At 73.0% G+C, this 21,737-nt stretch carries 17 protein-coding genes and 1 tRNA gene; 15 read left to right on the forward strand and 3 right to left on the reverse strand.

Going from position 1 to position 21,737, the window contains the following annotated elements; translation table 11 throughout:
- Positions 1 to 97 precede the first annotated feature (97 nt).
- From CFK41_RS03745 to CFK41_RS03775, 7 genes are all read left to right on the forward strand, one after another.
- Complete coding sequence (locus tag CFK41_RS03745) at positions 98 to 1,069, forward strand: N-acetylmuramic acid 6-phosphate etherase (protein WP_096798467.1); 972 nt, start codon at positions 98 to 100, stop codon at positions 1,067 to 1,069.
- Positions 1,070 to 1,204: 135 nt separating this feature from the next.
- Complete coding sequence (locus CFK41_RS03750; RefSeq protein ID WP_096798468.1) at positions 1,205 to 2,923, forward strand: ABC-F family ATP-binding cassette domain-containing protein; 1,719 nt, start codon at positions 1,205 to 1,207, stop codon at positions 2,921 to 2,923.
- A 95-nt stretch (positions 2,924 to 3,018) separates the two neighbouring features.
- Positions 3,019 to 4,314, forward strand: coding sequence for a bifunctional o-acetylhomoserine/o-acetylserine sulfhydrylase (locus tag CFK41_RS03755; RefSeq protein ID WP_096798469.1), 1,296 nt, complete (start codon positions 3,019 to 3,021; stop codon positions 4,312 to 4,314).
- A 35-nt stretch (positions 4,315 to 4,349) separates the two neighbouring features.
- On the forward strand, positions 4,350 to 5,063 hold the full coding sequence (locus tag CFK41_RS03760) for an HAD family hydrolase (RefSeq protein WP_096798470.1): 714 nt from the start codon (positions 4,350 to 4,352) through the stop codon (positions 5,061 to 5,063).
- Complete coding sequence (locus tag CFK41_RS03765) at positions 5,060 to 5,767, forward strand: HAD family hydrolase (protein WP_096798471.1); 708 nt, start codon at positions 5,060 to 5,062, stop codon at positions 5,765 to 5,767. Before CFK41_RS03760 ends, CFK41_RS03765 begins: the two co-directional genes overlap by 4 nt.
- Positions 5,768 to 5,864: 97 nt before the next feature.
- A complete protein-coding gene (locus CFK41_RS03770) occupies positions 5,865 to 7,898 on the forward strand; it encodes a thioredoxin-like domain-containing protein (RefSeq protein WP_096798472.1) in 2,034 nt (677 codons plus the stop codon).
- A 108-nt stretch (positions 7,899 to 8,006) separates the two neighbouring features.
- Positions 8,007 to 10,511: a sodium/proton-translocating pyrophosphatase gene (locus CFK41_RS03775; RefSeq protein ID WP_096798473.1), complete on the forward strand. Its 2,505-nt coding sequence runs from the start codon at positions 8,007 to 8,009 to the stop codon at positions 10,509 to 10,511.
- Positions 10,512 to 10,616: 105 nt separating this feature from the next.
- Here the strand turns inward: CFK41_RS03775 and CFK41_RS03780 are convergent, their stop codons facing one another.
- Together CFK41_RS03780 and CFK41_RS03785 are read right to left on the reverse strand one after the other, a co-directional pair.
- Positions 10,617 to 11,192, reverse strand: a complete 576-nt coding sequence (locus CFK41_RS03780) for a TetR/AcrR family transcriptional regulator (protein ID WP_096798474.1) — start codon at positions 11,190 to 11,192, stop codon at positions 10,617 to 10,619.
- 121 nt (positions 11,193 to 11,313) lie between these two features.
- Positions 11,314 to 11,384: transfer RNA gene (locus CFK41_RS03785), tRNA-Gly, on the reverse strand.
- 250 nt (positions 11,385 to 11,634) lie between these two features.
- Here CFK41_RS03785 and dcd point away from each other — a divergent pair.
- Together dcd and CFK41_RS03795 are read left to right on the forward strand one after the other, a co-directional pair.
- Positions 11,635 to 12,228 carry a dCTP deaminase gene (gene dcd / locus CFK41_RS03790; protein ID WP_096798475.1) on the forward strand — a complete coding sequence of 198 codons (594 nt, stop codon included), beginning with the start codon at positions 11,635 to 11,637 and terminating at the stop codon, positions 12,226 to 12,228.
- A complete protein-coding gene (locus CFK41_RS03795; protein WP_096798476.1) occupies positions 12,225 to 13,055 on the forward strand; it encodes a hypothetical protein in 831 nt (276 codons plus the stop codon). The genes dcd and CFK41_RS03795 overlap by 4 nt, the downstream gene beginning before the upstream one ends.
- Before the next feature lie 7 nt (positions 13,056 to 13,062).
- Here the strand turns inward: CFK41_RS03795 and CFK41_RS03800 are convergent, their stop codons facing one another.
- Complete coding sequence (locus CFK41_RS03800) at positions 13,063 to 14,415, reverse strand: MFS transporter (RefSeq protein WP_096798477.1); 1,353 nt, start codon at positions 14,413 to 14,415, stop codon at positions 13,063 to 13,065.
- A gap of 149 nt (positions 14,416 to 14,564) precedes the next feature.
- Between CFK41_RS03800 and CFK41_RS03805 the strand changes: the two genes are divergently transcribed.
- The 6 genes from CFK41_RS03805 to CFK41_RS03830 are packed head-to-tail and all read left to right on the forward strand — an operon-like array spanning position 14,565 to position 21,620.
- On the forward strand, positions 14,565 to 17,489 hold the full coding sequence (locus CFK41_RS03805) for a Na+/H+ antiporter subunit A (protein WP_096800925.1): 2,925 nt from the start codon (positions 14,565 to 14,567) through the stop codon (positions 17,487 to 17,489).
- Positions 17,479 to 18,246, forward strand: a complete 768-nt coding sequence (locus tag CFK41_RS03810) for a Na(+)/H(+) antiporter subunit C (RefSeq protein ID WP_096798478.1) — start codon at positions 17,479 to 17,481, stop codon at positions 18,244 to 18,246. The genes CFK41_RS03805 and CFK41_RS03810 overlap by 11 nt, the downstream gene beginning before the upstream one ends.
- Positions 18,243 to 19,823 carry a Na+/H+ antiporter subunit D gene (locus CFK41_RS03815; RefSeq protein WP_096798479.1) on the forward strand — a complete coding sequence of 527 codons (1,581 nt, stop codon included), beginning with the start codon at positions 18,243 to 18,245 and terminating at the stop codon, positions 19,821 to 19,823. The genes CFK41_RS03810 and CFK41_RS03815 overlap by 4 nt, the downstream gene beginning before the upstream one ends.
- Complete coding sequence (locus CFK41_RS03820) at positions 19,820 to 20,359, forward strand: Na+/H+ antiporter subunit E (RefSeq protein ID WP_096798480.1); 540 nt, start codon at positions 19,820 to 19,822, stop codon at positions 20,357 to 20,359. The genes CFK41_RS03815 and CFK41_RS03820 overlap by 4 nt, the downstream gene beginning before the upstream one ends.
- Positions 20,356 to 21,030 (forward strand): monovalent cation/H+ antiporter complex subunit F, encoded by a 675-nt coding sequence (locus CFK41_RS17710; protein WP_151904666.1) that lies wholly within the window; start codon positions 20,356 to 20,358, stop codon positions 21,028 to 21,030. The genes CFK41_RS03820 and CFK41_RS17710 overlap by 4 nt, the downstream gene beginning before the upstream one ends.
- A complete protein-coding gene (locus tag CFK41_RS03830) occupies positions 21,027 to 21,620 on the forward strand; it encodes a cation:proton antiporter (protein WP_096798481.1) in 594 nt (197 codons plus the stop codon). The genes CFK41_RS17710 and CFK41_RS03830 overlap by 4 nt, the downstream gene beginning before the upstream one ends.
- The last annotated feature ends 117 nt before the right edge of the window (positions 21,621 to 21,737 follow it).

A 21,737-nucleotide genomic window follows, 5' to 3' on the forward strand; every position in this document is an offset into this window, starting at 1 on the left:
TCGGTACGCTGGGTCTCCGTCGGCGAGCACCGCCCGGACCACGGGTCCGGGAGATCGCCGGCCACCGATCTCCGCCCCCGACCCCCAGGAGTCCGACGTGAGCAACCCCCCGCGGGACGAGGCTCCCCTCGATGTCCGGCTGGTCGATCTCGCCTCGCCGACGGAGGAGCGCAACCCCGCCAGCACCGAGCTGGACACCCTCGACGCCCGCGGGATGGTCGACACGATCCTCGGGGAGGACGCCACGGTCGCCGCTGCGGTCCAGGCATGCGCCGGGGAGATCGCCGCCCTGGTCGAGGTGTGCGTGAGCGCGATCTCCGCCGGCGGCACCGTCCACTACCTCGGCGCGGGCACCTCCGGTCGCCTCGCCGTGCTCGACGCGGTCGAGCTCGCCCCCACCTTCAACGCCGACCCCTCCATGGTCTCCGCGCACCTGGCCGGCGGTGCGGGAGCCTTCCTCACCGCCGTCGAGGGCGCCGAGGACTCCGCCGCGGCCGGGGCCGAGCTGGTCCGCACCGAGTGCCGCCCCGGGGACGTCGTCATCGGCCTGGCCGCGAGCGGTCGCACCCCCTTCGTGGGCGGGGCGCTCGAGGAGGCGCGGTCGGCGGGGATGCCCACCGCGCTCATCTCCGCGAACCCGCAGGCCTCGCTGGCGCCGCTCGCCGACCACGCGATCCTGCTCGACGTGGGCCCCGAGGTGGTCACCGGCTCCACCCGCATGAAGGCCGGGACCGCGCAGAAGCTGACGCTGAACGCCCTGTCCACCGCGACGATGGTGCGCCTCGGCACCACCTTCGGGAACCTCATGATCGATGTGCGCCCCACCAACGCGAAGCTCGTGGCCCGCACCGTGCGCATGCTCGTGCAGGCCAGCGGCGCCGACCCGCTGGATGCGGCGAGCGTGCTCGAGGCGGCGGGCGGCAGCGTGCGCCTGGCCCTGGTGGCTCTGCTCTCCGGCGCGGAGGTCGAGACGGCCCGCGGCGTGCTCGAGCGGTTCCCCCGCGACGCCGCACGACTCGGCGACCCGGCCGGGATCCGCTCCGCGGTCGCGGCGCTCGCCGAGGGCTGACAGCACCCGGGCGGGCGGCCGACGGAGCCCGGCCCGAAAATACCTGGCCCACCGCGCGGCGTGCCCCTACGGTGGAGGCATGCGCCTGTGATCAGCCCCGTCGTCCGTCGTCCCTCCGCGTCGAGGAGCTGATCCATGCCCGCGCACCCCTCTCTCCCCCTGCCCGCCACCTCGGTGGGCGTCCCGTCCGGCCCCGGCGATCCCTCGCTGCACCTGTGGGCCGAGGGCATCTCCTTCTCCTACCCCGATCGCCAGGTGCTCACCGACGTGAGCCTCGTGGTGCCCGCCGGTCGACCCACCGGACTGCTCGGCGAGAACGGCAGCGGCAAGTCCACGCTGCTGCGGATCCTCGCCGGACAGCTGCCGCCCGAGGCCGGGGACTCACGGGTCCCCGGCCCCGTCGGGGTCCTCCACCAGGAGCTCCCCTTCGCCGCCACCGCGACCCTCCAGGACGTCCTCGCCGACGCCCTCGAGCGCGCCCGACGCCTCGAGCGCGAGCTGATCGCCGCCGGCGAGGCGCTCGCCGATCCGGATCCTCACTCCGAGCAGGACGACGTATCCCTGGGCAAGGAGGCGGTGCGCCGCTACGACGCACTGCTCGCCGAGGCGACACTCGCCGACGTGTGGAACGCCGAGCGCCGTGCCGAGGAGGTCCTCATGGGCCTGGGCCTCGGCGCGGTGGATCCCGCCACGGCGCTCGGCCGGATCAGCGGCGGGCAGCGCGAGCGGCTCGCCCTCGCGCATCTGCTCATCGCCCGCCCCACCAGCTGGCTGCTGGACGAGCCCACCAACCATCTCGACGACGACGGCGCCGCCTATCTCGCCTCCGCGATCGCCGCGCACCCCGGCCCGGTGCTGATCGCCAGCCACGACCGCGCCTTCCTGGACGACGCCACGCTCGCCCAGCTCGACCTCGACCCCGCGGAGTCGCCCGCGGCCGCCGAGCCCGGCGGCCTCACCGCGTACACCGGCGGCTTCAGCGACTACCTCGAGGCGCGCTTCGACGCCCGGGACCGCTGGGAGCACCGGTTCCGCACCGAGCAGGAGGAGCTGAAGGTGCTGCGCCGGGCGGTCGAGGACTCGGCGACCGTCGGCCATGAGGGCGCGGCCCCGCGCACCGAGGCGCGGGCCTCCAAGAAGTTCTACGCGGACCGCAATGCCACGGTGGTCTCGCGCCGTCTGCGCGAGTCGCGGGCCCGCCTGGCCCAGCTCGAGCAGGACCAGGTGCGCAAGCCGCCGGCGGAGCTGCACCTGACGCACCTGCCCGCTGCGCCCGGCGGGAGCCGCGGCGGGGTGCAGCTCGCCCTCAGCGAGGTCGCGGTCGAAGGCCGGCTCGCCCCGACCTCCTTCAGCCTCTCCGCCGGTGAGCGTCTGCTGATCACCGGCGCCAACGGCAGCGGGAAGTCGACCCTGCTCGAGACCATCGCGGGCCGTCTGGGGCCCACCTCGGGCACCGTGGACCGGCCCCGCGGGCTGCGGATCGGCCATCTCGGCCAGGACGACCAGGCGATACCCGGCCGCACGGTCGGAGCGCACCTGCGCGCCGCCGCCGGGTTCGCGCCCGGCGAGGAGGACGCCGTGCCGGAGCTGTTCGGCCTGGTCCATCCGCGCGATCTCGGGCGCCCCCTCGAGCTCCTCTCCCGCGGCCAGCTGCGCCGCGTGATGCTCGCCGCGGTGCTGCTGGACCCGCCCGAGCTGCTCGTGCTCGACGAGCCCACCAACCACCTCGCCCTGGTCACCGCGACCAGGCTGGAGGCCGCGCTCGCGCAGTGGGAGGGGACCGTGCTGATCGCCTCACACGACCGGTGGCTGCGCAGCCGCTGGGAGGGCGAGGTGCTCGAGATCGGGGGCTGAGCCGCGCCGGGGCGTTCATCGACGTTCACAGTTCTCGGTCGGGCGGCGGGCGTCGGGTGAGGCTGTGCTCGACACCCGCCTCAGGAGGAGCCCCCATGACCGAGCAGAGCCCGAAGTTCGAGACCCTCGCGATCCACGCCGGTCAGGTGCCCGACCCGACGACCGGGTCCCGCGCCCTGCCGATCCACCAGACCACGAGCTTCGTGTTCCCCAGCGCGAAGTCCGCCGCGGACCGCTTCGCGCTGGCCGAGCTGGGCCCGATCTACACCCGGCTGAACAACCCCACCACCGAGGTGGTCGAGAACCGCCTCGCCGCGCTCGAGGGCGGCGTCGCCGCGCTGCTGGTCGCCTCCGGGCAGAGCGCGATCACGCTGTCGATCCTCAACGTCGCCCAGGCGGGCGACACGATCGTGGCCTCCCCGAGCCTGTACGGCGGCAGCTACAACCTGCTGAAGAACACCCTCTCCCGCCTCGGGATCACGACCAGCTGGGTGGAGGACCCCGACTCGCTGGACTCCTGGCGCGCCGCCGTCACCCCCACCACCAAGGCGTTCTTCGCCGAGACGGTCCCCAACCCGCGCCAGGACGTGCTCGACATCGAGGGCGTCTCCGCGATCGCGCACGAGGCCGGGGTCCCGCTGATCGTGGACAACACGATCCCCACCCCGTACCTGCTGCGCCCGATCGAGCACGGCGCCGACGTGGTGGTCCACTCGGCCACCAAGTTCCTCGGCGGCCACGGCACCGCGATCGGCGGCGCGATCATCGACGCCGGCCGCTTCGACTTCAGCGCCGAGCCCGAGCGCTTCCCCCTGTTCAACGAGCCGGACCCGTCGTACCACGGCCTGGTCTACAGCTCCCTGGCCCCGACCCTGCCGCCGTACGCGATCCGCGCCCGGGTGGCGCTGCTGCGCGACCTCGGCCCCGCGATCTCCCCGCACAACGCCTTCCTCATCGCGCAGGGCGTGGAGACCCTCCCGCTGCGCATCGAGCGCCACGTGGAGAACGCGCGCACGGTCGCCGAGCACCTCGAGGGCCGCGCGGGCGTCGTCTCCGTCGCCTACGCGGGCCTGCCCTCCTCGCCCTACTACGAGCGTGCGCAGAAGTACCTGCCGCGCGGGTCCGGCGCGGTGCTGGGCTTCGTCCTCGAGGGCGGGCACGACGCCGGGATTGCCTTCGTCGATGCGCTGGAGCTGCACTCGAACGTCGCGAACGTGGGCGATGTGCGCAGTCTCGTCATCCATCCCGCCTCCACCACCCACTCGCAGCTCAGCGAGGAGGAGCAGCGCACGGCGGGCGTCGAGCCGGGCTTCGTGCGGCTGTCCGTCGGCCTCGAGCACATCGACGACATCCTCGCCGACCTCGACAAGGGGTTCGAGGCGATCGCCTGAGGCCACGTGCAGGGAGGGTCGATACGCTGGACGGCATGAGCACCCTCCCTGCCGACCTCGCCGCTCCCGACGCGTCCCCGCTGGAGCAGTGGCCCCCGCGCTGGACCCCGGCCGCGGTGATCTTCGACTGCGACGGGCTGCTGGTGGACACCGAGGGTCAATGGGTGATCCTGCAGGACGCCTACCTCGCGCGCCACGGGACGGCGCTGGATCCGGCCACCCGCCGCACCCTGACGGGGAGCGCCGCCGAGCTGGTCATCGTCACCCTCGCCGAGGCCGTCGGCAAGGATCCCCACGTGGTGGGGGAGGAGCTGCTCCAGGAGCATCGCGCGCACATCGGCGAGACGCTCACCCCGCTGCCCGGGGCGATCGAGGCGCTGCGCGCCATGGCCGCCGTGCGCCCCGTCGCGGTCGCCTCGAACTCCCCGCGGGACATGCTCGACACGAAGCTGGCCGGCCTCGGCATCGCCGACGTCCTCGACGCCTCGATCGCCATCGAGGACGTCGAGCGGCCCAAGCCCGCCCCGGACATGTACCTCGCCGCGGCGCGGGCGCTCGGTGCGGATCCCGCGGACTGCCTCGGCTTCGAGGACTCCGAGACCGGGGCCGACGCCGCCCGGGCCGCCGGGCTGCAGCTGATCGCGGTGCCCTCGATCCCCGGTCAGGAGCCGGTCGCGCCCCGCCGCCTCGATTCCCTCGCCGACCCGGTGCTGACCGACTGGATCGCCGGCTGGGAGGCGCGCCGATGAGCACCGACCCCCGCCCGGTCGGGGCCGCCGCGCCGATCCCCGCCCGTTTCGCCGAGGCCTTCGGCGACTGGACCCCGCGGGCCGTGGTCTTCGACTGCGACGGGCTGCTGCTGGACACCGAGTCCGTCTGGCAGCTCGCCGAGGACAGGGTGGTCGCCGCGCACGGCGCCGTGCTCGAGGAGGGGGACCACGCGCTGCTGCACGGCTCGACCCTCGAGGTCGCCTCCGAGCTCATCGCCCGCCGCTCCGGGCACGACGAGCAGGTGGTCCGCGAGGACCTTCACCGCGAGTTCGATCGCGAGCTCGCCGCCGGCATCCGCACCCTCCCCGGCGCCGGCGAGATCCTGCGCCTGGCCGGAGCGAAGGTGCCGCTGGGCTGCGCCTCGAACTCCTGGCTCGAGTCGCTCCAGGACAAGCTGCGCCTCGGCGGGTTCCTCGAGCACTTCACGGTGCTCGAGGCCTCCGACACCGTGGAGAACCCCAAGCCGGCCCCCGACATGTACGCCGCCGCCGCCCGGGCGCTCGGCGCCGAGCCCTCCCAGGTGCTCGCCCTCGAGGACTCCGGGACCGGGGCCCAGGCCGCCCGGGACGCCGGGCTGCGGCTGATCGCGGTCCCCACCGGCGGGCACGAGGCGCCGCCGGCGGACCTCGCCCTCACCTCCCTGACGGACCCCGATCTGCAGGCGTGGATCGCGAGCTGGTGAGAAGCCTCGACGCGCTCACCTGCGTCTCGGCCCCAGGATGTCCATCCATGTCACCCCGGTTCGCCACGCGGCGTCGATCCGGTGTTCACTGGACCCCATGAACGCTTCGTCGGACCCGTCCACGCCCCTGACCGCCCGCGCGCACGGCACCGCCCTGCGCGGCCGCGGCTGGCTGAACACCGGCGGCGCCGAGCTCGACCTCGAGTCGCTGCGCGGGAAGATCGTCCTGCTGGACTTCTGGACCTTCTGCTGCGTGAACTGCCTGCACGTCCTCGACGAGCTGCGACCCCTCGAGGAGAAGTGGGCCGATGAGCTGGTCGTCGTCGGCGTCCACTCCCCGAAGTTCGAGTTCGAGAAGGACCCCGAGGCCCTCGCCGCGAACATCGAGCGCTACGAGGTCTCCCACCCGGTGATCGACGATCCCGAGCTCGAGACCTGGACCGCCTACGGCGCCCGCGCCTGGCCCACCCTGATGGTGCTGGACACCCACGGCCGCATCGCCGGGAACCTCTCCGGCGAGGGGCATGCCGCGAACCTCGACCAGCTGGTCTCCGAGCTGGTCGCCGAGGGCGAGGCCGACGGCTCGCTGCGCCGCGGCCCCGCCCCCACCGTGCTCACCGAGCGCACGCCCCAGACCCTCCGCTTCCCCTCGAAGCTCGCCCTGCTGCCCGACGGCCGCCTGGTGGTCTCCGACGCCGGCCAGCACCGCCTGGTCGTCTTCCAGAACGACGGCGTCACCGTCGACGCGATCATCGGCACCGGCCTGCGCGGGCACGCCGACGGCGACGAGGAGACCGCGCAGTTCGCCGAGCCCAACGGTGTGCTCGCCCTGCCGGCCGAGGTCGCCGAGGAGGTCGGGTTCGACCTGCTCGTCGCCGATACCGCCAGCCACCGCCTGCGCGGGGTGAAGGTGGGCCAGGACCGCCTGCTGCGCTCCCGCACCGCGACCGAGGTGACCACGCTCGCCGGGACGGGCGAGCAGTGGATGCAGGGCGATGCCCTGCCCCGCGGCGAGGGCGACGCCCGCACCTACTCCCTGTCCACCCCGTGGGACCTCACCTGGTCGCACGTGCTGGGCCGTGCTGTGATCGCGATGGCGGGCATCCACCAGCTGTGGACCTTCGACCCCGTCACCGGCGCGATCATGGTGCTCGCCGGCACCACCCAGGAGGGTCTGGTCGATGGTCCCGCCGTCACCTCCTGGTGGGCGCAGCCCTCGGGGCTCGACGAGCTGCCCGACGGCCGCATCGTGATCGCGGACTCCGAGACCTCCGCCGTGCGCGTCCTGGACCCGCGGACCATGCAGGTCAGCACGCTGGTCGGCAAGGGGCTCTTCGACTTCGGCCACGTGGACGGCCCGGCGGACGTCGCCCGGCTCCAGCACCCTCTGGCCGTCACCGCCCTGCCCGACGGCCGCATCGCCGTCAGCGACACCTACAACGGCGCGATCCGGATCATCGAGGAGGCGCCGGCCGAGGGGGAGGGCACCGCCACCGGCGCCATCAGCGCCCTGCCCGGCGTCGTCTCCCTCGCCGACCTGTCGGGCGTCGCCGCCACCTCGGACGGGGAGACCGCCGCGGCGCCTGCGACCGCCGGCGAGGCCCATGTCGTCACCGTCGCCACCGATCTCAAGGAGCCCTCCGACGCGATCGTCGGCCCGCCGGTGGACGGCATCGGCCAGCTGATCGTCGTCGAGTCCGGCATGCACCGCATCACCTGGGTCCCGGTCGCCAAGGCCGCCGAGCGCCTGATCGACAAGGGCGCGCAGCGCTCCGAGCGACCGGTCACCGAGGTCGGCCCCGGTCCGCTGACCGTGCGGGTGCTGTTCACCCCGCCGGCCGGGCACAAGCTCGACGACTCGCTGGGCCCCTCCACCCAGGTCACGATCTCGACCACCCCCTCCTCGATGCTGACCTCCGGCGCCGGGGTGGACACCGACCTGGAGCGCACGCTCGAGCTGGACCCGGCCTACACCGAGGGCGTGCTGCACGTCAGCGCTCGCGCCGCCTCCTGCGATGCGGATCCGACGGTCGAGTTCCCCGCCTGCCACATGCATCAGCAGGACTGGGGCGTGCCGATCCGGATCGTCGAGGGCGCGCCCACCCATCTCGATCTCTCCCTGCTCGCCTGAGTCGCTGAGCGCAGCGATCACCCTGCTCGGTTACCCTCGGACGCCGGAGCCCTGCTCCGCTGTGTCCTCCAGCTCGGCCCGCCGAGCCCCGTCGTCGGAAGCTCTCACGTGGATCTGATCACGCAATTCCCCCTGGGCGACGATCTCGCCTGGACCCTGATCGCTCTCGGCGTCCTCGCCGTCGCGGCCCTGGTCGTCGGCGCCGTCGTCCCCAGCCGGATGCGGCGCGACGAGGACAGCGAGGAGGTCGACGACGAGCTCGGCCGCCGCCTCGGCGGGCAGCTGCTCTCGGCCGGCTCGATCCTGCTGTGGGTGGGCCTGCCGCTCGCGGTGCTGCTCTACCTGGCACCCGGCAGCACCGACGACCGCCTGCTGCGCTCGGGACTGCTGCTGGCGGGCCTGGCGCTCGGGCCGCTCGCCGCCTGGCGCGGGATCGCCGTCCAGCTCGCGTCGCTGGGGCTGGATCTCGATCGTCGCCCGGCGATGATCTCCCGGCTGGGGGCGCTCACCGTCACCGGTGCCCTCGCCCTCGCCGTGCTGCCCATCGCCATCATCATCTGGTTCCTGCAGGCCTCGTCGGGCCCGGCGCTGGTCGCCCTGGCGGGCGGCGCCGCGATCTCGGCGCTCGCGATCCGGATCTGCGCCGCCCCCGTCGACACCGCGGCCTCCTCGGCCGCGTTCCTGGTGGGCACCGACGAGCACGAGCTGGAGTCCGACGACCCGGCGAACCTCGGCGGGCCGCACCAGCGCAGCGCCCGCATGGCCTCCCGCGGCGGGGCCCTGAGCTCCGACCTGGTCGCCGTCGCCACCGCCGTCGCCGCCTTCGGCGTGCTGCTCGGCGTGCCGGTCCTGGCCGCCGAGGGCTTCATCGTGGTGCTCCTGGGCCTCGGCACGGCGATGCTCGCCGCCGCCGTGGCCGCCGTGGTGCCCCATGTGGGCACGGCAGGTCATGAGCGCGGCGCCCTGCGCCTGGGCGGGCTGATCCCCTCGGTGCTCGGCGGGGCCGGGGCCGTCGCGGCCGCCGCCCTGTGGATCCCGTCCCAGTACAAGAACCTCCGCTTCGAGGACGTGGGCCTGGCGAACTTCACCGACCCCGCCATCACCGGCGGCACCCCGACCCCGCGCGAGCAGCTCGAGCCGCAGATCGAGACGGCGCTCTCGGACATGGGCCAGTGGGTCTCCGCGACCGACGAGTCCCAGTACGCCGGCGCCTTCCTGGACGTGATGGGGCTGTACTCGATCACCCCGAACGTCGTGGTCGCGGTCGCCCTGGGACTCGGCGTCCTCGTCGGTCTGGCCGGCGTGCTGCTGCTGAGCGGCACCGGGAACCGGCTCGGCGGCACGGTGCTGCGCACCGCCCGCACCGCCCGCACCGGCGGGGCGCTCGGGATCACAGCGGGCCTGGGGGCCACGGCCCTCACCGCCGCCGGAGCCGTGGCGCTGCTGGTGCTGGTCCTCGTCGTCGTCTCGGTGCTCGCCGCCGGCGTGCCGGGCCTGGCCCTCGTGCTGCTGGTCCACGCCGGGATCGGCGCGCTGATCGTGGTGGCGGCGCACGCCGGCTCCCTGCTGGCCAGCACCGTCACCGACCGTCCGGACACCGAGGCCTCGCTCCGCACCGCCACCGCGGGCTCCGGCACGGGCCCCCGCGCCGTGCTGCTGATGGCCGGGACGCTCGCCGCGCTCGGCGCCCTGGGCCCCGTGGTCAGCGCCCTCCAGCTCGCTCCCCGCGCCGGCACCGTCTGGGAGGACCGTGCGCTGCACGCGATCACCCCGAGCTCCCTCACCCTGCTCGGCGGGGCCGGGCTCGGCGTGCTCGCCGTGCTGCTGGTGACCTCCTCCCTGCTGGACGGCGCGCGCCGTCTCGGGGCGAGCGCGGTCGTGGAGACCCGCGCCTCCCTGCTGGAGGGGCGTGCCCGTGCCGACCTCGGCGACCTGACCGACACGGTGCGCCGTGCCGCCGTGCCCCCGCTGGTGCTGGCCGTGCTGATGCCGGTGGTGGCAGGGTTCGGGATCGGGCCGGGAGCGCTGCCCGGTCTGGTCCTCGGCGTGGTGCTCACCGCCGCGGGCATGGGCCTGTGGACGCTCGGAGCCGGCTCCGCGCTCGGGAACGCGTCGGCCGTGATCGGCTCGGGCCGGTACGGCGGCCGCGGCTCCTGGGGCCACTCCGGCGCGCTCGGCGGCGCCGTCCTGACTGGCGTGCTGCGATCGACGGTCGGTGCGGTCGCGCTGCCCCTGGCGCTCACCACGAGCCTGCTCGCCGCGCTGTCCATCAGCGCCGTGGTGGGCATGAACACCGACGGCACCAGCAGCTTCCTGCGCTGGGGCATCGCAGTGGTGGCCCTGGTCATCGTCCTCGCCTGCTGGGTGGTCGCCGCGACCGCCCCCGAGGTGGATCTCGAGGACGGCGAGGGGGAGATCTCCACGCCGCTGTTCAGCCGCGCCACGGACGGATCGGCCGACGATCTCGCGGCGATGGACTGGGAGTCCGACGACGAGCACGTCGAGCAGGTTCCGGTGACGACGACCTCGAAGCGCCGGAAGCGGAAGGGGCGCCGTGCCGCGGAGCCCGGGACCGGCTCCGCGAAGGACGACGACGAGGATCCGTCGGCCTGACCCGACGAGCGCCCCGTCGGACCGCCCCGACATGACGAGCGCCCCGTCCTTCCTGCTCGCGCAGGGGGACGGGGCGCTCCGTGGTTCGTGGGGGCGTCGGCGGGGTCAGTCCGCGGCGCCGAGGCCCCGCAGCACGAAGGCCTCGAGGGCCGTGCGGGAGTACCGCTTGGCCGAGGAGCCCACCAGCAGGCCGTTGATGATCCGCACCGTGGAGTCGATGTCGAGATCGGGGGCGAAGTCGCCGTCGGCGACGCCGTCGCGGACGATCGTGCGCAGCACGTCCTCGATGAGCACCACGTGCTCGCGCATCCGGGCCGCGGTCTCCGGGGAGAGGGTGGCGCCGCCCGAGGTCTGCGGGACATGGAAGGAGACGTTGAGGTCGAGCTGGGTGTGCACGTAGGCGATCGCGGCGTCGCGCGGGGTGGCGGAGTCGCTGACCCCGGCCTTCAGCTGCTCGATGTAGTCCGTGGTCTCGTGGATCGCGTACTCGACCAGGAGGCTCTCGCGGTCGGGGAAGTGGTTGTACATCGCCGTCCGTCCCACCCCCGCCGCCGCGGCGATCCGTGAGAAGGTGACCGACTCGAACTCCTGGGTCTCCAGGATCTCGGCGAGCGCGGCGAAGATCTTCTCGCGCGTGCGCTCCCGATGCTCCTCGAGGGATCCTCCGATGATCTTGGGCATGGCCGCATTCTTACACTTCCGCGAAGACCGACATAACCCTGGTGCCGGGGAGGCAGGGAGGGCCCTCGCGCCGCCGGGAATGCAGAACGCCGGCCCCTGATCAGGGACCGGCGTCTCGGAGAGCGGGTGACGGGAATCGAACCCGCGCTATCAGCTTGGGAAGCTGAAGTTCTACCATTGAACTACACCCGCGAAGGCGGCTCATCCGGCTCCGGATCCCGGGGGATCGGTGCCGCTCGAGCAACGCGGAACAGCATACCCCGAGACGGCGGTGCTGTGCGAACCGGCCTCGCCGCCCAGCTCAGGCGCGGTCCGGCCTCGCGGGGACGGCCCCGGCGGGGGAGGGCGTGCGAGCCCGCGACGGAGGTCCGGCAACGGCCGGGGAGGCCGAGCGGATGGGACGGAGTGCCCTTCGACGGGCCGGGAGACTAGTCTGGGCGCCGTGCTTCTCAGCGATCATGACATCCGGAACGAGATCGAGCTCGGACGGGTGCGGCTGGACCCCTTCGATGCCGAGATGGTCCAGCCCGCCTCCGTCGACGTGCGGATCGACCGGTACTTCCGGCTCTTCGACAACCACAAGCATGCTCTGATCGACCCCTCGCTCGAGCAGCCCGACCTCACCCGCGAGGTCGCCGTCGCACCGGATGAGCCGTACATGCTCCACCCGGGAGAGTTCGTGCTCGCCTCGACCTACGAGCAGATCACCCTCCCGGACGACGTCGCCGCCCGGCTCGAGGGAAAGAGCTCGCTGGGCCGCCTCGGGCTGCTGACCCACTCCACCGCGGGCTTCATCGATCCGGGATTCCAGGGCCACATCACCCTCGAGCTCTCGAACATGGCGACCCTGCCGGTGGCCCTGTGGCCGGGCATGAAGATCGGGCAGCTGTGCTTCTTCCGGCTCTCGAGCGCCTCCGAGCGCCCCTACGGAAGCGCCGGGAACCTCAACCGCTACTACGGCCAGCGGGGACCGACCCCCTCCCGCTCCGCCCAGAACTTCCATCGCACCCTGATCCCTGTGGAGGAGCAGCCGTGACCGCGCAGCTCGGCCCGTCGGCCGTCGAGGAGACCGGCACCGCGCACCGGCTGCAGCTGCCGCGGGACACCGATCCCGCCGCCGTGCTGAGCATGGTGCGCAACGTGCGCCCCGAGGCGAGCGAGGCGGAGGACGGCACGATCACGCTCGGGGACGGCCAGACGCTGACCCCGGACCGCTCGCCGCGCGGCGCCGGTCGCTGGACCCTGGGCACCCCGCAGGTGCGCGAGGACCCCCTGCCCGAGGGGATGGAGGACTCCCACGGCTACGGCCGAGCCTTCCCGGAGGGGATGCCCCTCGGCCTCGAGCGGCAGGGGCTGGACCTCGCGTGGTCGCTGGCCCGTCGGCTCGGCGGGGCGGTGGTCACCGACGGCGGCGCCCGCCTCGAGCCGCACCCCTTCCACGTGCGCGACCTGACCGTGGTCAGCCCGCACGCGCTGGCCCCGGAGTCGCTCGCCGAGCTGCTGGGGCCGATCGAGCCCGAGGCCGAGCTCGACCAGGTCCCCGATGGAGCGCCCCGCATCGGATACAGCGTCACCCTCCCGCTCGCGGACGGCGAGGAGATCTCGCTGCGGGTGGGCCGCACAGCCCGCCCTGCGGCACTGCAGGCCCTGGGCTGGCTCGACGACGCGGTCGACTACGCGCTCGTGCACCTCCCCGCGGACCCGGAGTCCGACGAGGTCGAGAGCCCGGATGCGGAGACCGCCGAGCGCTGGCAGGTCGCCTACCGGCGGATCGGTCAGATCGCGGGCCTGCTCGTGGAGACCGTCGGCGGCTACGTCGTGGACCTCGAGGGCTTCCTGGTCGATCCGAACGACCTCGCCTGAGCCGGAATCAGGCGGCGCTGCTCGCGCGCCCCGCGGCGCCGAGCCGGATCGGCAGGAACGCGATAAGGCCCACCGCCATCACCAGCACGATCCCGAGGATGCCGGTGCGGGTGTCGCCGGAGATCGCCACGGTCGCGGCGAAGGCGGCGGTGCCCAGGAAGCCCAGCGCCCGCCCGGTGGTGGCGTAGAGGCCGAAGTTCTCCGTCTCCCGGCCCGGCTGGGACAGGCGGGTGAGCAGGTTCCGCGAGGCGGACTGCACAGGGCCCACGAACAGGCAGATCGACAGGCCCGCGACCCAGAACACGGCGGACGACGCAAGGAACAGCACGACCAGGCCCAGCACGATGATCCCGATGCAGCCGGCGATGATCACGGGGCGCGGCCCGACGCGGTCGTCGACCCGGCCGCCGAGGAAGACGCCGATCCCGGCCACGAGGTTCGCGGCGATCCCGAAGATGATGATCTCCACCGTCGAGAAGCCGTAGGCGTTGGCCGCCAGGACGCCGGCGATGGAGAAGACGGCGCCGAGCCCGTCGCGGTAGATCGCGGAGGCCACCAGGTACTGCAGCATGACCGGCTCCTCGCGGAAGGCCCGGATCACGCGGCGCACGATGTGCGCATAGCCCTGCCAGGGGTTCCACCGCTCGCCCGGAGCGGAGGCCGCATGCTTCGGCGCCCGCAGCATGAGCGGCAGAGTGCCGACCAGGATCCACAGCGCGACGAACAGGGGGATCGCGCGGTAGTTCCAGCCGTTCTCCCCGGTGATGCCGAGCAGCCCGGTGCCGGGCATCACGAACAGCACGAGCACCAGTCCCAGGCACACGATCGAGCCCCAGTAGCCCACGGCCCAGGCCGTGCCGGAGATGCGTCCGCGGTTCTCCGGGGTGGAGATCTCCGGCAGCACGGAGTTCACGAACACCCCGGCGAGCTCGCTGAACACCACGGCCAGAGCGATCAGCGCCGCCCCCAGCGTCAGGTAGTCGGCGTCGAGGGCCACCATCGGCATCAGCGCGACGGTGACCACCGTGGCGAGGGTGGTGACCCGCAGCAGGGTGTTGCGGGCGCCGCCCCGGTCCGCGAGGTTGCCCAGCAGGGGAGCCAGCAGCGCGATCGCCACCGCGCCGACCGCCTGCCAGGTGGTGAGGACCTGGGATCCGTGGTCCTGCGCCGCCTTGACGGCCTCGTCGCCCACGGCGCCCTCGGAGGCGACCGCGCTGGCGACGTAGGTCGCGAAGACGAAGGTGAGGATGACCGAGCTGAAGGCGGACATCCCTCCGTCCCACAGGGAGAAGGGGACGACGGGCGGACGCGGGCGACGCGCGGCGGCTCGGGGCGCCGCGGAGTCCGGGATGCTGGCCATGGGCACACTCTACGGAGACGCCGGGCGGCGGAGGGACGGTCCGGGAGGTGGGAGGAACCCCACGCGTGTCCAGGAAGCGGAATCCGCCTCCCGTAGGATGGTGCTGGTCCCTTTCCTCCCCCCGCCCGGACGGAGAACCTGTGTTCACGATGCTGCTCGCCCACATGGTGGCGGCGCTCGTGGGACCCCTCCTGGTGCGGCGGATCGGCCGCAACGCCTTCTACCCGCTGGCCGCGGTGCCGGGTGCCTCCGCGGTGTGGCTGGCGACGCTGGACCCGGTGGCCCTCGCCGAGCATCCGCGCGAGGCGGTCCTTCCCTGGATCCCCGCCTTCGGCATCGACCTCGCGTTCCGCCTGGACACCCTGAGCTGGGTCCTGGCGCTGATCGCCACCGGCATCGGGGCGATCGTGCTGCTGTACTGCGCGCGGTACTTCAAGGACACCGAGCCCGGGCTGGGCCGCTTCGCCGCGCTGCTGACCGCCTTCGCCGGGGCGATGGTGGGCCTGGTGCTCTCCGACGACGTGATGATGCTCTACACCTTCTGGGAGCTCACCACGATCTTCTCCTACCTCCTGGTGGGCCACTACCAGGACAAGCAGGCCTCGCGACGTGCGGCGCTGAACGCGCTGATCTCCACCACCGCCGGCGGTCTGGCGATGCTGGTGGGTCTGCTGATGCTCGCGCTGCCCGCCGGGTCGATGCGGCTCTCGGTCATCGTGGCCGATCCCATGTGGGAGCAGGCGGGGCCCTTCCTCGTCACCGCGATGGTGCTGATCCTGGTGGGCGCGACGAGCAAGTCCGCGCTGGTGCCCACCCACTTCTGGCTCCCCGGGGCGATGGCCGCGCCCACCCCGGTCTCCGCGTACCTGCACGCCGCGGCGATGGTGAAGGCAGGCATCTACCTGATCCTGCGCGTCGCGCCGGCGCTGACCCACCTCGAGGTCGTCTCGATCGTCCTGGCGGCGGTGGGCGCGGCCACGATGCTGGTGGGCGGCTGGCGCGCCCTGCGGCAGACGGACATCAAGCTCCTGCTCGCCTACGGCACCGTCTCCCAGCTGGGATTCCTCGCGGCGGTCGCCGCGATCGCCACCCACGACGCGGTGCTGGTGGCGCTCGCGATGCTCATCGCCCACGCTGTCTTCAAGGCGCCGCTGTTCATGGTCGTGGGCATCATCGACAAGAAGTTCGGCACCCGTGACCTGCGGGTGCTCTCCGGCGTATGGCGGGCCGCCCCCGTCGTCGCCGTGATCGGCATCGTCTCGGCGGCGTCGATGGCCGCCGTCCCGCCGCTGTACGGCTTCGTCGCGAAGGAGGCGATCTACACCGCGCTGTGGACCGCCGGAGGCTGGCAGCGCCTGCTCCTGATCGCCCTGATCGCCGGGTCGATCCTCACCGTCGCCTACTCGTGGCGCTTCGTCCACGGAGCCTTCGGCGCCGCACCGGGCGCCCCGCGGGTCGCGACGCCACGGATCCCGGTCCTGTACTGGCTGCCGCCGGCCGCGGTGGCCGCGCTCTCGATCGTCCTGTGCGTGGTGGTCGGCCCGCTGGAGGAGATCCTGCGCGCGTACTCCTCGATGCTCCCGGAGACCGGCGAGGGGGTGCACCTCGCCGTGGTCCCGCATGTCGGGGTGCCGCTTCTGGCCTCCGCCCTCACCCTCGGGCTCGGCATCGTGGTGAGCGTGCTCGCCCGCCCCGTCGCCGCGTTCCAGAAGAAGGTCTCCCCGCAGTCCTGGGCCGAGGGCGGCCTGGCCGAGGCCTTCGACGCCGAGCGCGGCTTCCGCCGGATCCTGCGCGCCACCGACGCGCTCTCGATCGTGGCGACCTCGTTCTTCCAGCGGGGCTCCCTGCCCTACACCCTGGGCACGATGCTCGTGGTGCTGATCGCCCTGGTGGTGCCGGTCGCGCTGACCCAGTCGCCGCTGCCGGACAACCTGGTGCTCTTCCAGCATCCGGTCGAGCTGATCGTGCTGCCGATCGCCGCGCTCGCCGCCCTCGGTGCCGCGCGCTCCCGCCGTCGGCTGCGCGCGGTCTTCCTGATCACTGTTACCGGGTACTGCGCAGCCCTGCTGTTCCTGGTCGCGGGCGCTCCGGACGTGGCCATCACCCAGGTGCTGGTCGAGACCGCGATGACCGTGGTCCTGGTGCTCGTGCTGCGGCGCCTGCCGATCCACTTCTCCCGTCGTCCGCTGCGGATCGGCGCCTGGGGGCGCTGGGGGATCGCGATCTCGACCGCCGTGGTGCTCTGCGGCGGGACGCTGTACGCGGCGGACGCCCGCTACCGCGAGGCGCTCGGACCCGGACTCATCGAGCCGGCCTACACGATCGGCGGCGGGCACAACGTCGTCAACGTGACCCTGGTCGACGCCCGCGTCTGGGACACGATGGGCGAGATCGGCGTGCTCCTGGTGGTCGCCACCGGAGTCGCCTCCCTCGTCTTCGTCACCCGGCGCGAGCGTCCGATCGCCCGCGTGCGCGACCTCCAGTCCAAGACCTCCATCTGGCGTCGCCGGGTGGACGCGGAGCTGCCGCAGAACGCCCTGGACTTCGACGCCCGCCCCGACGACGCCGCCGGCGGCAACCGCTGGCGCACCTGGCTCTCGGCCGGGCTGACCCTCGCCCCCGAGCGGCGCATGGTGATCCTCGAGGTCATCACCCGCATCGCCTTCCCGATGATGATGATGTTCTCGATCTACCTGCTGATGGCCGGGCACAACCTGCCCGGCGGCGGCTTCGCCGGCGGGCTGGTCGCCGGTCTCGCCCTGGCGCTGCGCTACATCGCCGGCGGCCGCTACGAGCTGAGCGAGGCGGCACCCGTGCAGGCCGGCCTGGTGCTCGGCGCCGGCATGGCCCTCGCCGTGCTGGCCGGGGTGCTCCCGGTGCTCATGGGCGGGAACGTCTTCGCCACCGCCACGCCCGTCGTGCACGTGCCGCTGCTGGGCGAGCTGCACTTCCCCAGCGCGCTCATCTTCGACATCGGCGTCTACCTGGTGGTGCTCGGCGTGATGCTCGACTTCCTGCGCTCCCTCGGATCGCAGATCGACCAGCAGCAGGAGGCGGAGACCGATGCCCGTTAGCCTCGCCCTGCTCCTGACCGCCGGGGTGCTCGTCGCCTGCGGCGTCTACCTCGTGCTCGAGCGCACCCTGAGCCGCATCGTGCTCGGCTTCGTGCTGCTGGGCAACGGTGTGAACCTGCTGTTCATCATCGCCGCCGGGAAGCCCGGGCTGCCACCCTTCGAGGGCAGCGCGGACCCGGAGCAGATGACGGACCCGCTGCCCTTCGCGATGGTGCTCACCGCGATCGTGATCTCCCTGGGCATCACCGCCTTCGGCCTCGCGCTGGCCTACCGGGCCTGGCAGCTCTTCGGCCACGACGAGGTCCCCGACGACGTCGAGGACCGCCGGGTCCTGCGCCGGCGGCGCCGGCGGTCGGAGGAGGTCGACGACCTGCCCTGGTCGCAGGCCCTCACCGAGGAGTCGCGGCGCGGCGCGCTCGCGCACTCGCAGGGGATGTACCGGCCCGAGGACGAGGACCCGCTGGGCGCGGACCTCACCAGCGCCGAGGACGTCCCCCAGGACGCCACCGAGGCCGACGAGGGCTACGAGCCCCTCCCGTCGCGCGGATCGCGTCGGCGGGCGGCGAAGAGGGAGGCGCGCGGCGGCTCGCGGCGCGAGGTCCCGCCCGACGGCCACGAGGACGCCACGACCTCGCACCTGGACGGCCCGGATCCCGAGGCCGCTCCCCGGGCGGCCGGGGCACCGGGCACCGGGCCCGCGACCGAGATCGACCACGAGAGCGACCACGAGCGAGACGAAGGGCCGGGTGAGGAATGAGCATCGAACTCCTCCTCGCCCTGCCGGTCATGCTGCCGCTGGGCGGCGCCGCCATCACGCTGCTGCTGCGGCACTACGCCCGTCTCCAGCTCTGGGTCGCGATCCTCACCCTGGCCGCCATCGTCTCGGTCGCGCTCACCCTCGGCTATCACGTCATCCAGCACGGCGTGCTGGTCCTCCAGATCGGCAACTGGACCCCGCAGCTGGGGATCGTGCTGGTCGCGGACCGTCTCACGGCGCTCATGCTGCTGGTCTCGAGCGTCGTCACCCTCGCGGTGCTGGTCTACTCGAGCGCGCAGACCGTCAGCGAGAACACCGAGCGCACCCCGGTGGCGATCTACCACCCCACCTATCTGGCCCTGGTGGCCGGGGTGTCGATGGCGTTCCTCGCCGGCGACCTGTTCAACCTCTACGTCGGCTTCGAGGTGCTGCTGGCGGCGAGCTACGTGCTGCTCACCCTGGGCGGCTCCGCCTCGCGGGTGCGCGCCGCCACGACCTATGTCATCGTCTCGCTGCTGAGCTCGGTGATCTTCCTGGCGGCGGTGGCCGCGGTGTACTCCGCCGTCGGCACCGTGAACCTGGCCGAGATGGCCGTGCGGCTGGACGGGCTGGAGCCCGGCACCCGGATGATCCTGGAGCTGATGCTGCTGGTGGCCTTCGCCATCAAGGCCGCGATCTTCCCGCTGAGCGCATGGCTGCCGGACTCCTACCCGACGGCCCCGGCGCCCGTGACCGCGGTCTTCGCGGGCCTGCTCACCAAGGTCGGCATCTACGCGATCCTGCGCCTGGAGACCCTGCTGTTCCCCGCCTCGCAGATCTCGAACCTGCTCCTGGCGGCCGCGGCGCTGAGCCTGATCATCGGCATCTTCGGCGCCGTCGCGCAGACGGACCTCAAGCGCGTGCTGTCCTTCACCCTGGTCTCCCATATGGGGTACATGCTCTTCGGCATCGGGATGACCACGCAGATGGGCATGGCGGCGACGATCTACTACGTCGCCCACCACATCACCGTGCAGTCCACGCTGTTCCTCGGCGCCGGTCTGATCGAGCACCGCGGCGGCACCACGAACCTCATCAAGCTCGGAGGGCTGCAGAAGCTCGCCCCGGTGATCGCGGTGCTGTTCTTCATCCCGGCCATGAACCTCGCCGGCATCCCGCCGTTCTCCGGATTCATCGGCAAGGTGGGGCTGATCGAGGCCGGCATCGCCTATGACAGCACCTCCGGCTGGATCCTCATCGCCATCAGCGTCCTCACCAGCCTGCTGACCCTGTACGCGATCGCGAAGATCTGGAACCGCGCCTTCTGGCAGGAGCCCAGCGAGGACATGATCGCCCGCGACGTGCCGCTGCCGCGGGTGATGGGCGGGGCGACCGCCGCGATGATCGTGTTCTCCCTGGCGCTCACCGTGTTCGCCGGCCCCCTGATGAACTACGCGGACGAGGCGGCCAGCTCCGTGCTCGAGCGCGTCCCGTACGTCAGCGCAGTGCTCGGCGACGAGGCCGCGCAGCACCTCGAGTACCGGATCGACGACCAGGGCAATCGCCTGGACGGCGACGGACAGGAGGTCGAGCGATGATCAGTCGACGCCTCGGCGACCTGCGGCATTCCTGGATGTGGATGCTGATCTCGGTCGCGCTGTGGTGCCTGCTGTGGGGCGGGATCGACCTCAAGAACGTGCTCGGCGGCCTCGTGGTGGCCCTCGGCGTGTTCGTCCTGTTCCCGATGCCGCCCACGGGCCGCGAGCTGACCCTGCGGCCCGTGCGCTTCACCCTGTTCGTGCTGCGCTTCCTCGCCGACTGCGTGGTCTCCGCCATCCAGGTGGGGTACTTCGCGCTGCGCCCGGGGCCCCAGCCGCCGAGCTCCGTGATCGCCGTGACCATGGCCTCCCGCTCGGACTTCTTCCTCACCTTCACCGGGGTGCTGTGCACCCTGATCCCGGGGTCCGTGGTGGTCGAGGCCCAGCGCGCGACCGGCACGCTCTTCCTGCACACCTTCAACGCCGGCACCCCCGAGGCGGTGGAGCGGGCCCGGGCGGACGTCCTGGCGCAGGAGGCGCGGCTGCTGTGGGCCGTCGGGCGCCGCGAGGTCCTCGAGGAGGCGGGTCTGCGATGAGCACCTTCGAGATCGTCCTGATGGTCTTCGCCGCGATCCTCGCCGCCGCCTCGCTGGCCGTGGTGTACCGGATGATCGTGGGCCCCACGATCCTGGACCGGGCCCTGGCGAGCGACTCGCTGGTCACCCTGGTGGTGATGGGCATGGCGCTGTACGTCGCGCAGTCCGGTGCGACCTGGGCTGGCCCGGCGATGCTGGGCCTGACGGGCCTGGCGTTCATCGGTACCGTCACCTTCGCGCGCTTCGTGGCGCGCGAGGACCCCCGTCAGGGGACCCTCGGCAGCCATCCCGCCGAGCCGGTCACCGACACCTCGGGCCACGAGGCGATCCACCCCGATCCGGTCGCGGCTCCCGCAGCGGGGGACGAGTCCGACAACGCCTTCGGTCCGCTCCCGGAGGACGCGGGCCAGGACCCGGCGCTGGATCCCTCGCTGCATCCGGAGCTGGGCGCCGACGATCCGCCCGAGGACCCCGATCATCCCGGGGAGCCCCTGTCCGAGGAGAAGCGGGTCGCTCAGGCGCAGGCACGGGCCGAGGGAGCCGCCGGGAGCCGGGACGGGGCCGACGGGCTCGAGTCCGACGGCTTCGGCTCCGACGGGTTCGGATCCCGGGGCTTCGGGGACGAGGGCCGCTCCCGCTGGCCGGACGAGCCGACAGGAGGGACACGATGACCGTCCTCGAGATCATCTCCGCCGTGCTGATCGGCGGCGGACTGCTGCTGGGCGTCGTCGCCGCCATCGGCCTGAACCGATTCGACGGCGTGCTGATGCGCATCCACGCCGCCTCCAAGCCGCAGGTGCTGGGCCTCATCCTGGTGTTCGCCGGGGCCTCGCTCGCGGCGCGCTCCTGGTCCCTGGCCGCCTTCCTGCTGGTGGTCCTGCTCGCGCAGATGCTCACCGTGCCGGCGGCCAGCGTGATGGTGGGCCGTGCCGCCTTCCGCCGCGGCTTCGTGCGCGGCGGCGACTACGCGATCGACGAGCTCACCCCGCGCCTCGCGGACACCGATGACGACGATGACGACGAGGACGGGTTCGTCGACGAGAGCGGCGACGACCACGAGGGCATGGCCGACGGCGACCACGACCGGTTCCCGGAGAACGTGGTCACCCTGACCACGGAGCCGCTGACCGATCCGAACTGGGAGGAGCCGGAGGGCGGCGCCGCCGAGGTCGAGGACGAGGAAGTCATCGACATCGACCTGGACGACGAGACCGAGCTCGAGGCCGAGCAGGTCGCCGAGCGCGCCCCGCGCCGGGACTGAGCCGGGCGCGCGGCGCCGGGACTGAGCCGGGCGCCCCGCGCCGGGAGTGGCCGGTCGTGCGACGCGCCGGGACCGGCCGGGCGCGCCCTGCGCTGTGATCGGCTGCGAGCGCCCCGC

This window comes from Brachybacterium ginsengisoli, assembly GCF_002407065.1.
Taxonomy (GTDB): Bacteria; Actinomycetota; Actinomycetes; order Actinomycetales; family Dermabacteraceae; genus Brachybacterium; species Brachybacterium ginsengisoli.

Excerpts from the sequence above, each read along its gene's own strand:
- CFK41_RS03750 (WP_096798468.1), top strand. The coding sequence starts at position 1,205 with ATGCCCGCGCACCCCTCTCTCCCCCTGCCCGCCACCTCGGTGGGCGTC.
- CFK41_RS03755 (WP_096798469.1), top strand. The coding sequence starts at position 3,019 with ATGACCGAGCAGAGCCCGAAGTTCGAGACCCTCGCGATCCACGCCGGT.
- CFK41_RS03760 (WP_096798470.1), top strand. The coding sequence starts at position 4,350 with ATGAGCACCCTCCCTGCCGACCTCGCCGCTCCCGACGCGTCCCCGCTG.
- CFK41_RS03765 (WP_096798471.1), top strand. The coding sequence starts at position 5,060 with ATGAGCACCGACCCCCGCCCGGTCGGGGCCGCCGCGCCGATCCCCGCC.
- CFK41_RS03770 (WP_096798472.1), top strand. The coding sequence starts at position 5,865 with ATGAACGCTTCGTCGGACCCGTCCACGCCCCTGACCGCCCGCGCGCAC.
- CFK41_RS03780 (WP_096798474.1), bottom strand. The coding sequence starts at position 11,192 with ATGCCCAAGATCATCGGAGGATCCCTCGAGGAGCATCGGGAGCGCACG.
- CFK41_RS03800 (WP_096798477.1), bottom strand. The coding sequence starts at position 14,415 with ATGGCCAGCATCCCGGACTCCGCGGCGCCCCGAGCCGCCGCGCGTCGC.
- CFK41_RS03805 (WP_096800925.1), top strand. The coding sequence starts at position 14,565 with ATGCTGCTCGCCCACATGGTGGCGGCGCTCGTGGGACCCCTCCTGGTG.
- CFK41_RS03810 (WP_096798478.1), top strand. The coding sequence starts at position 17,479 with ATGCCCGTTAGCCTCGCCCTGCTCCTGACCGCCGGGGTGCTCGTCGCC.
- CFK41_RS03815 (WP_096798479.1), top strand. The coding sequence starts at position 18,243 with ATGAGCATCGAACTCCTCCTCGCCCTGCCGGTCATGCTGCCGCTGGGC.
- CFK41_RS03820 (WP_096798480.1), top strand. The coding sequence starts at position 19,820 with ATGATCAGTCGACGCCTCGGCGACCTGCGGCATTCCTGGATGTGGATG.
- CFK41_RS17710 (WP_151904666.1), top strand. The coding sequence starts at position 20,356 with ATGAGCACCTTCGAGATCGTCCTGATGGTCTTCGCCGCGATCCTCGCC.
- CFK41_RS03830 (WP_096798481.1), top strand. The coding sequence starts at position 21,027 with ATGACCGTCCTCGAGATCATCTCCGCCGTGCTGATCGGCGGCGGACTG.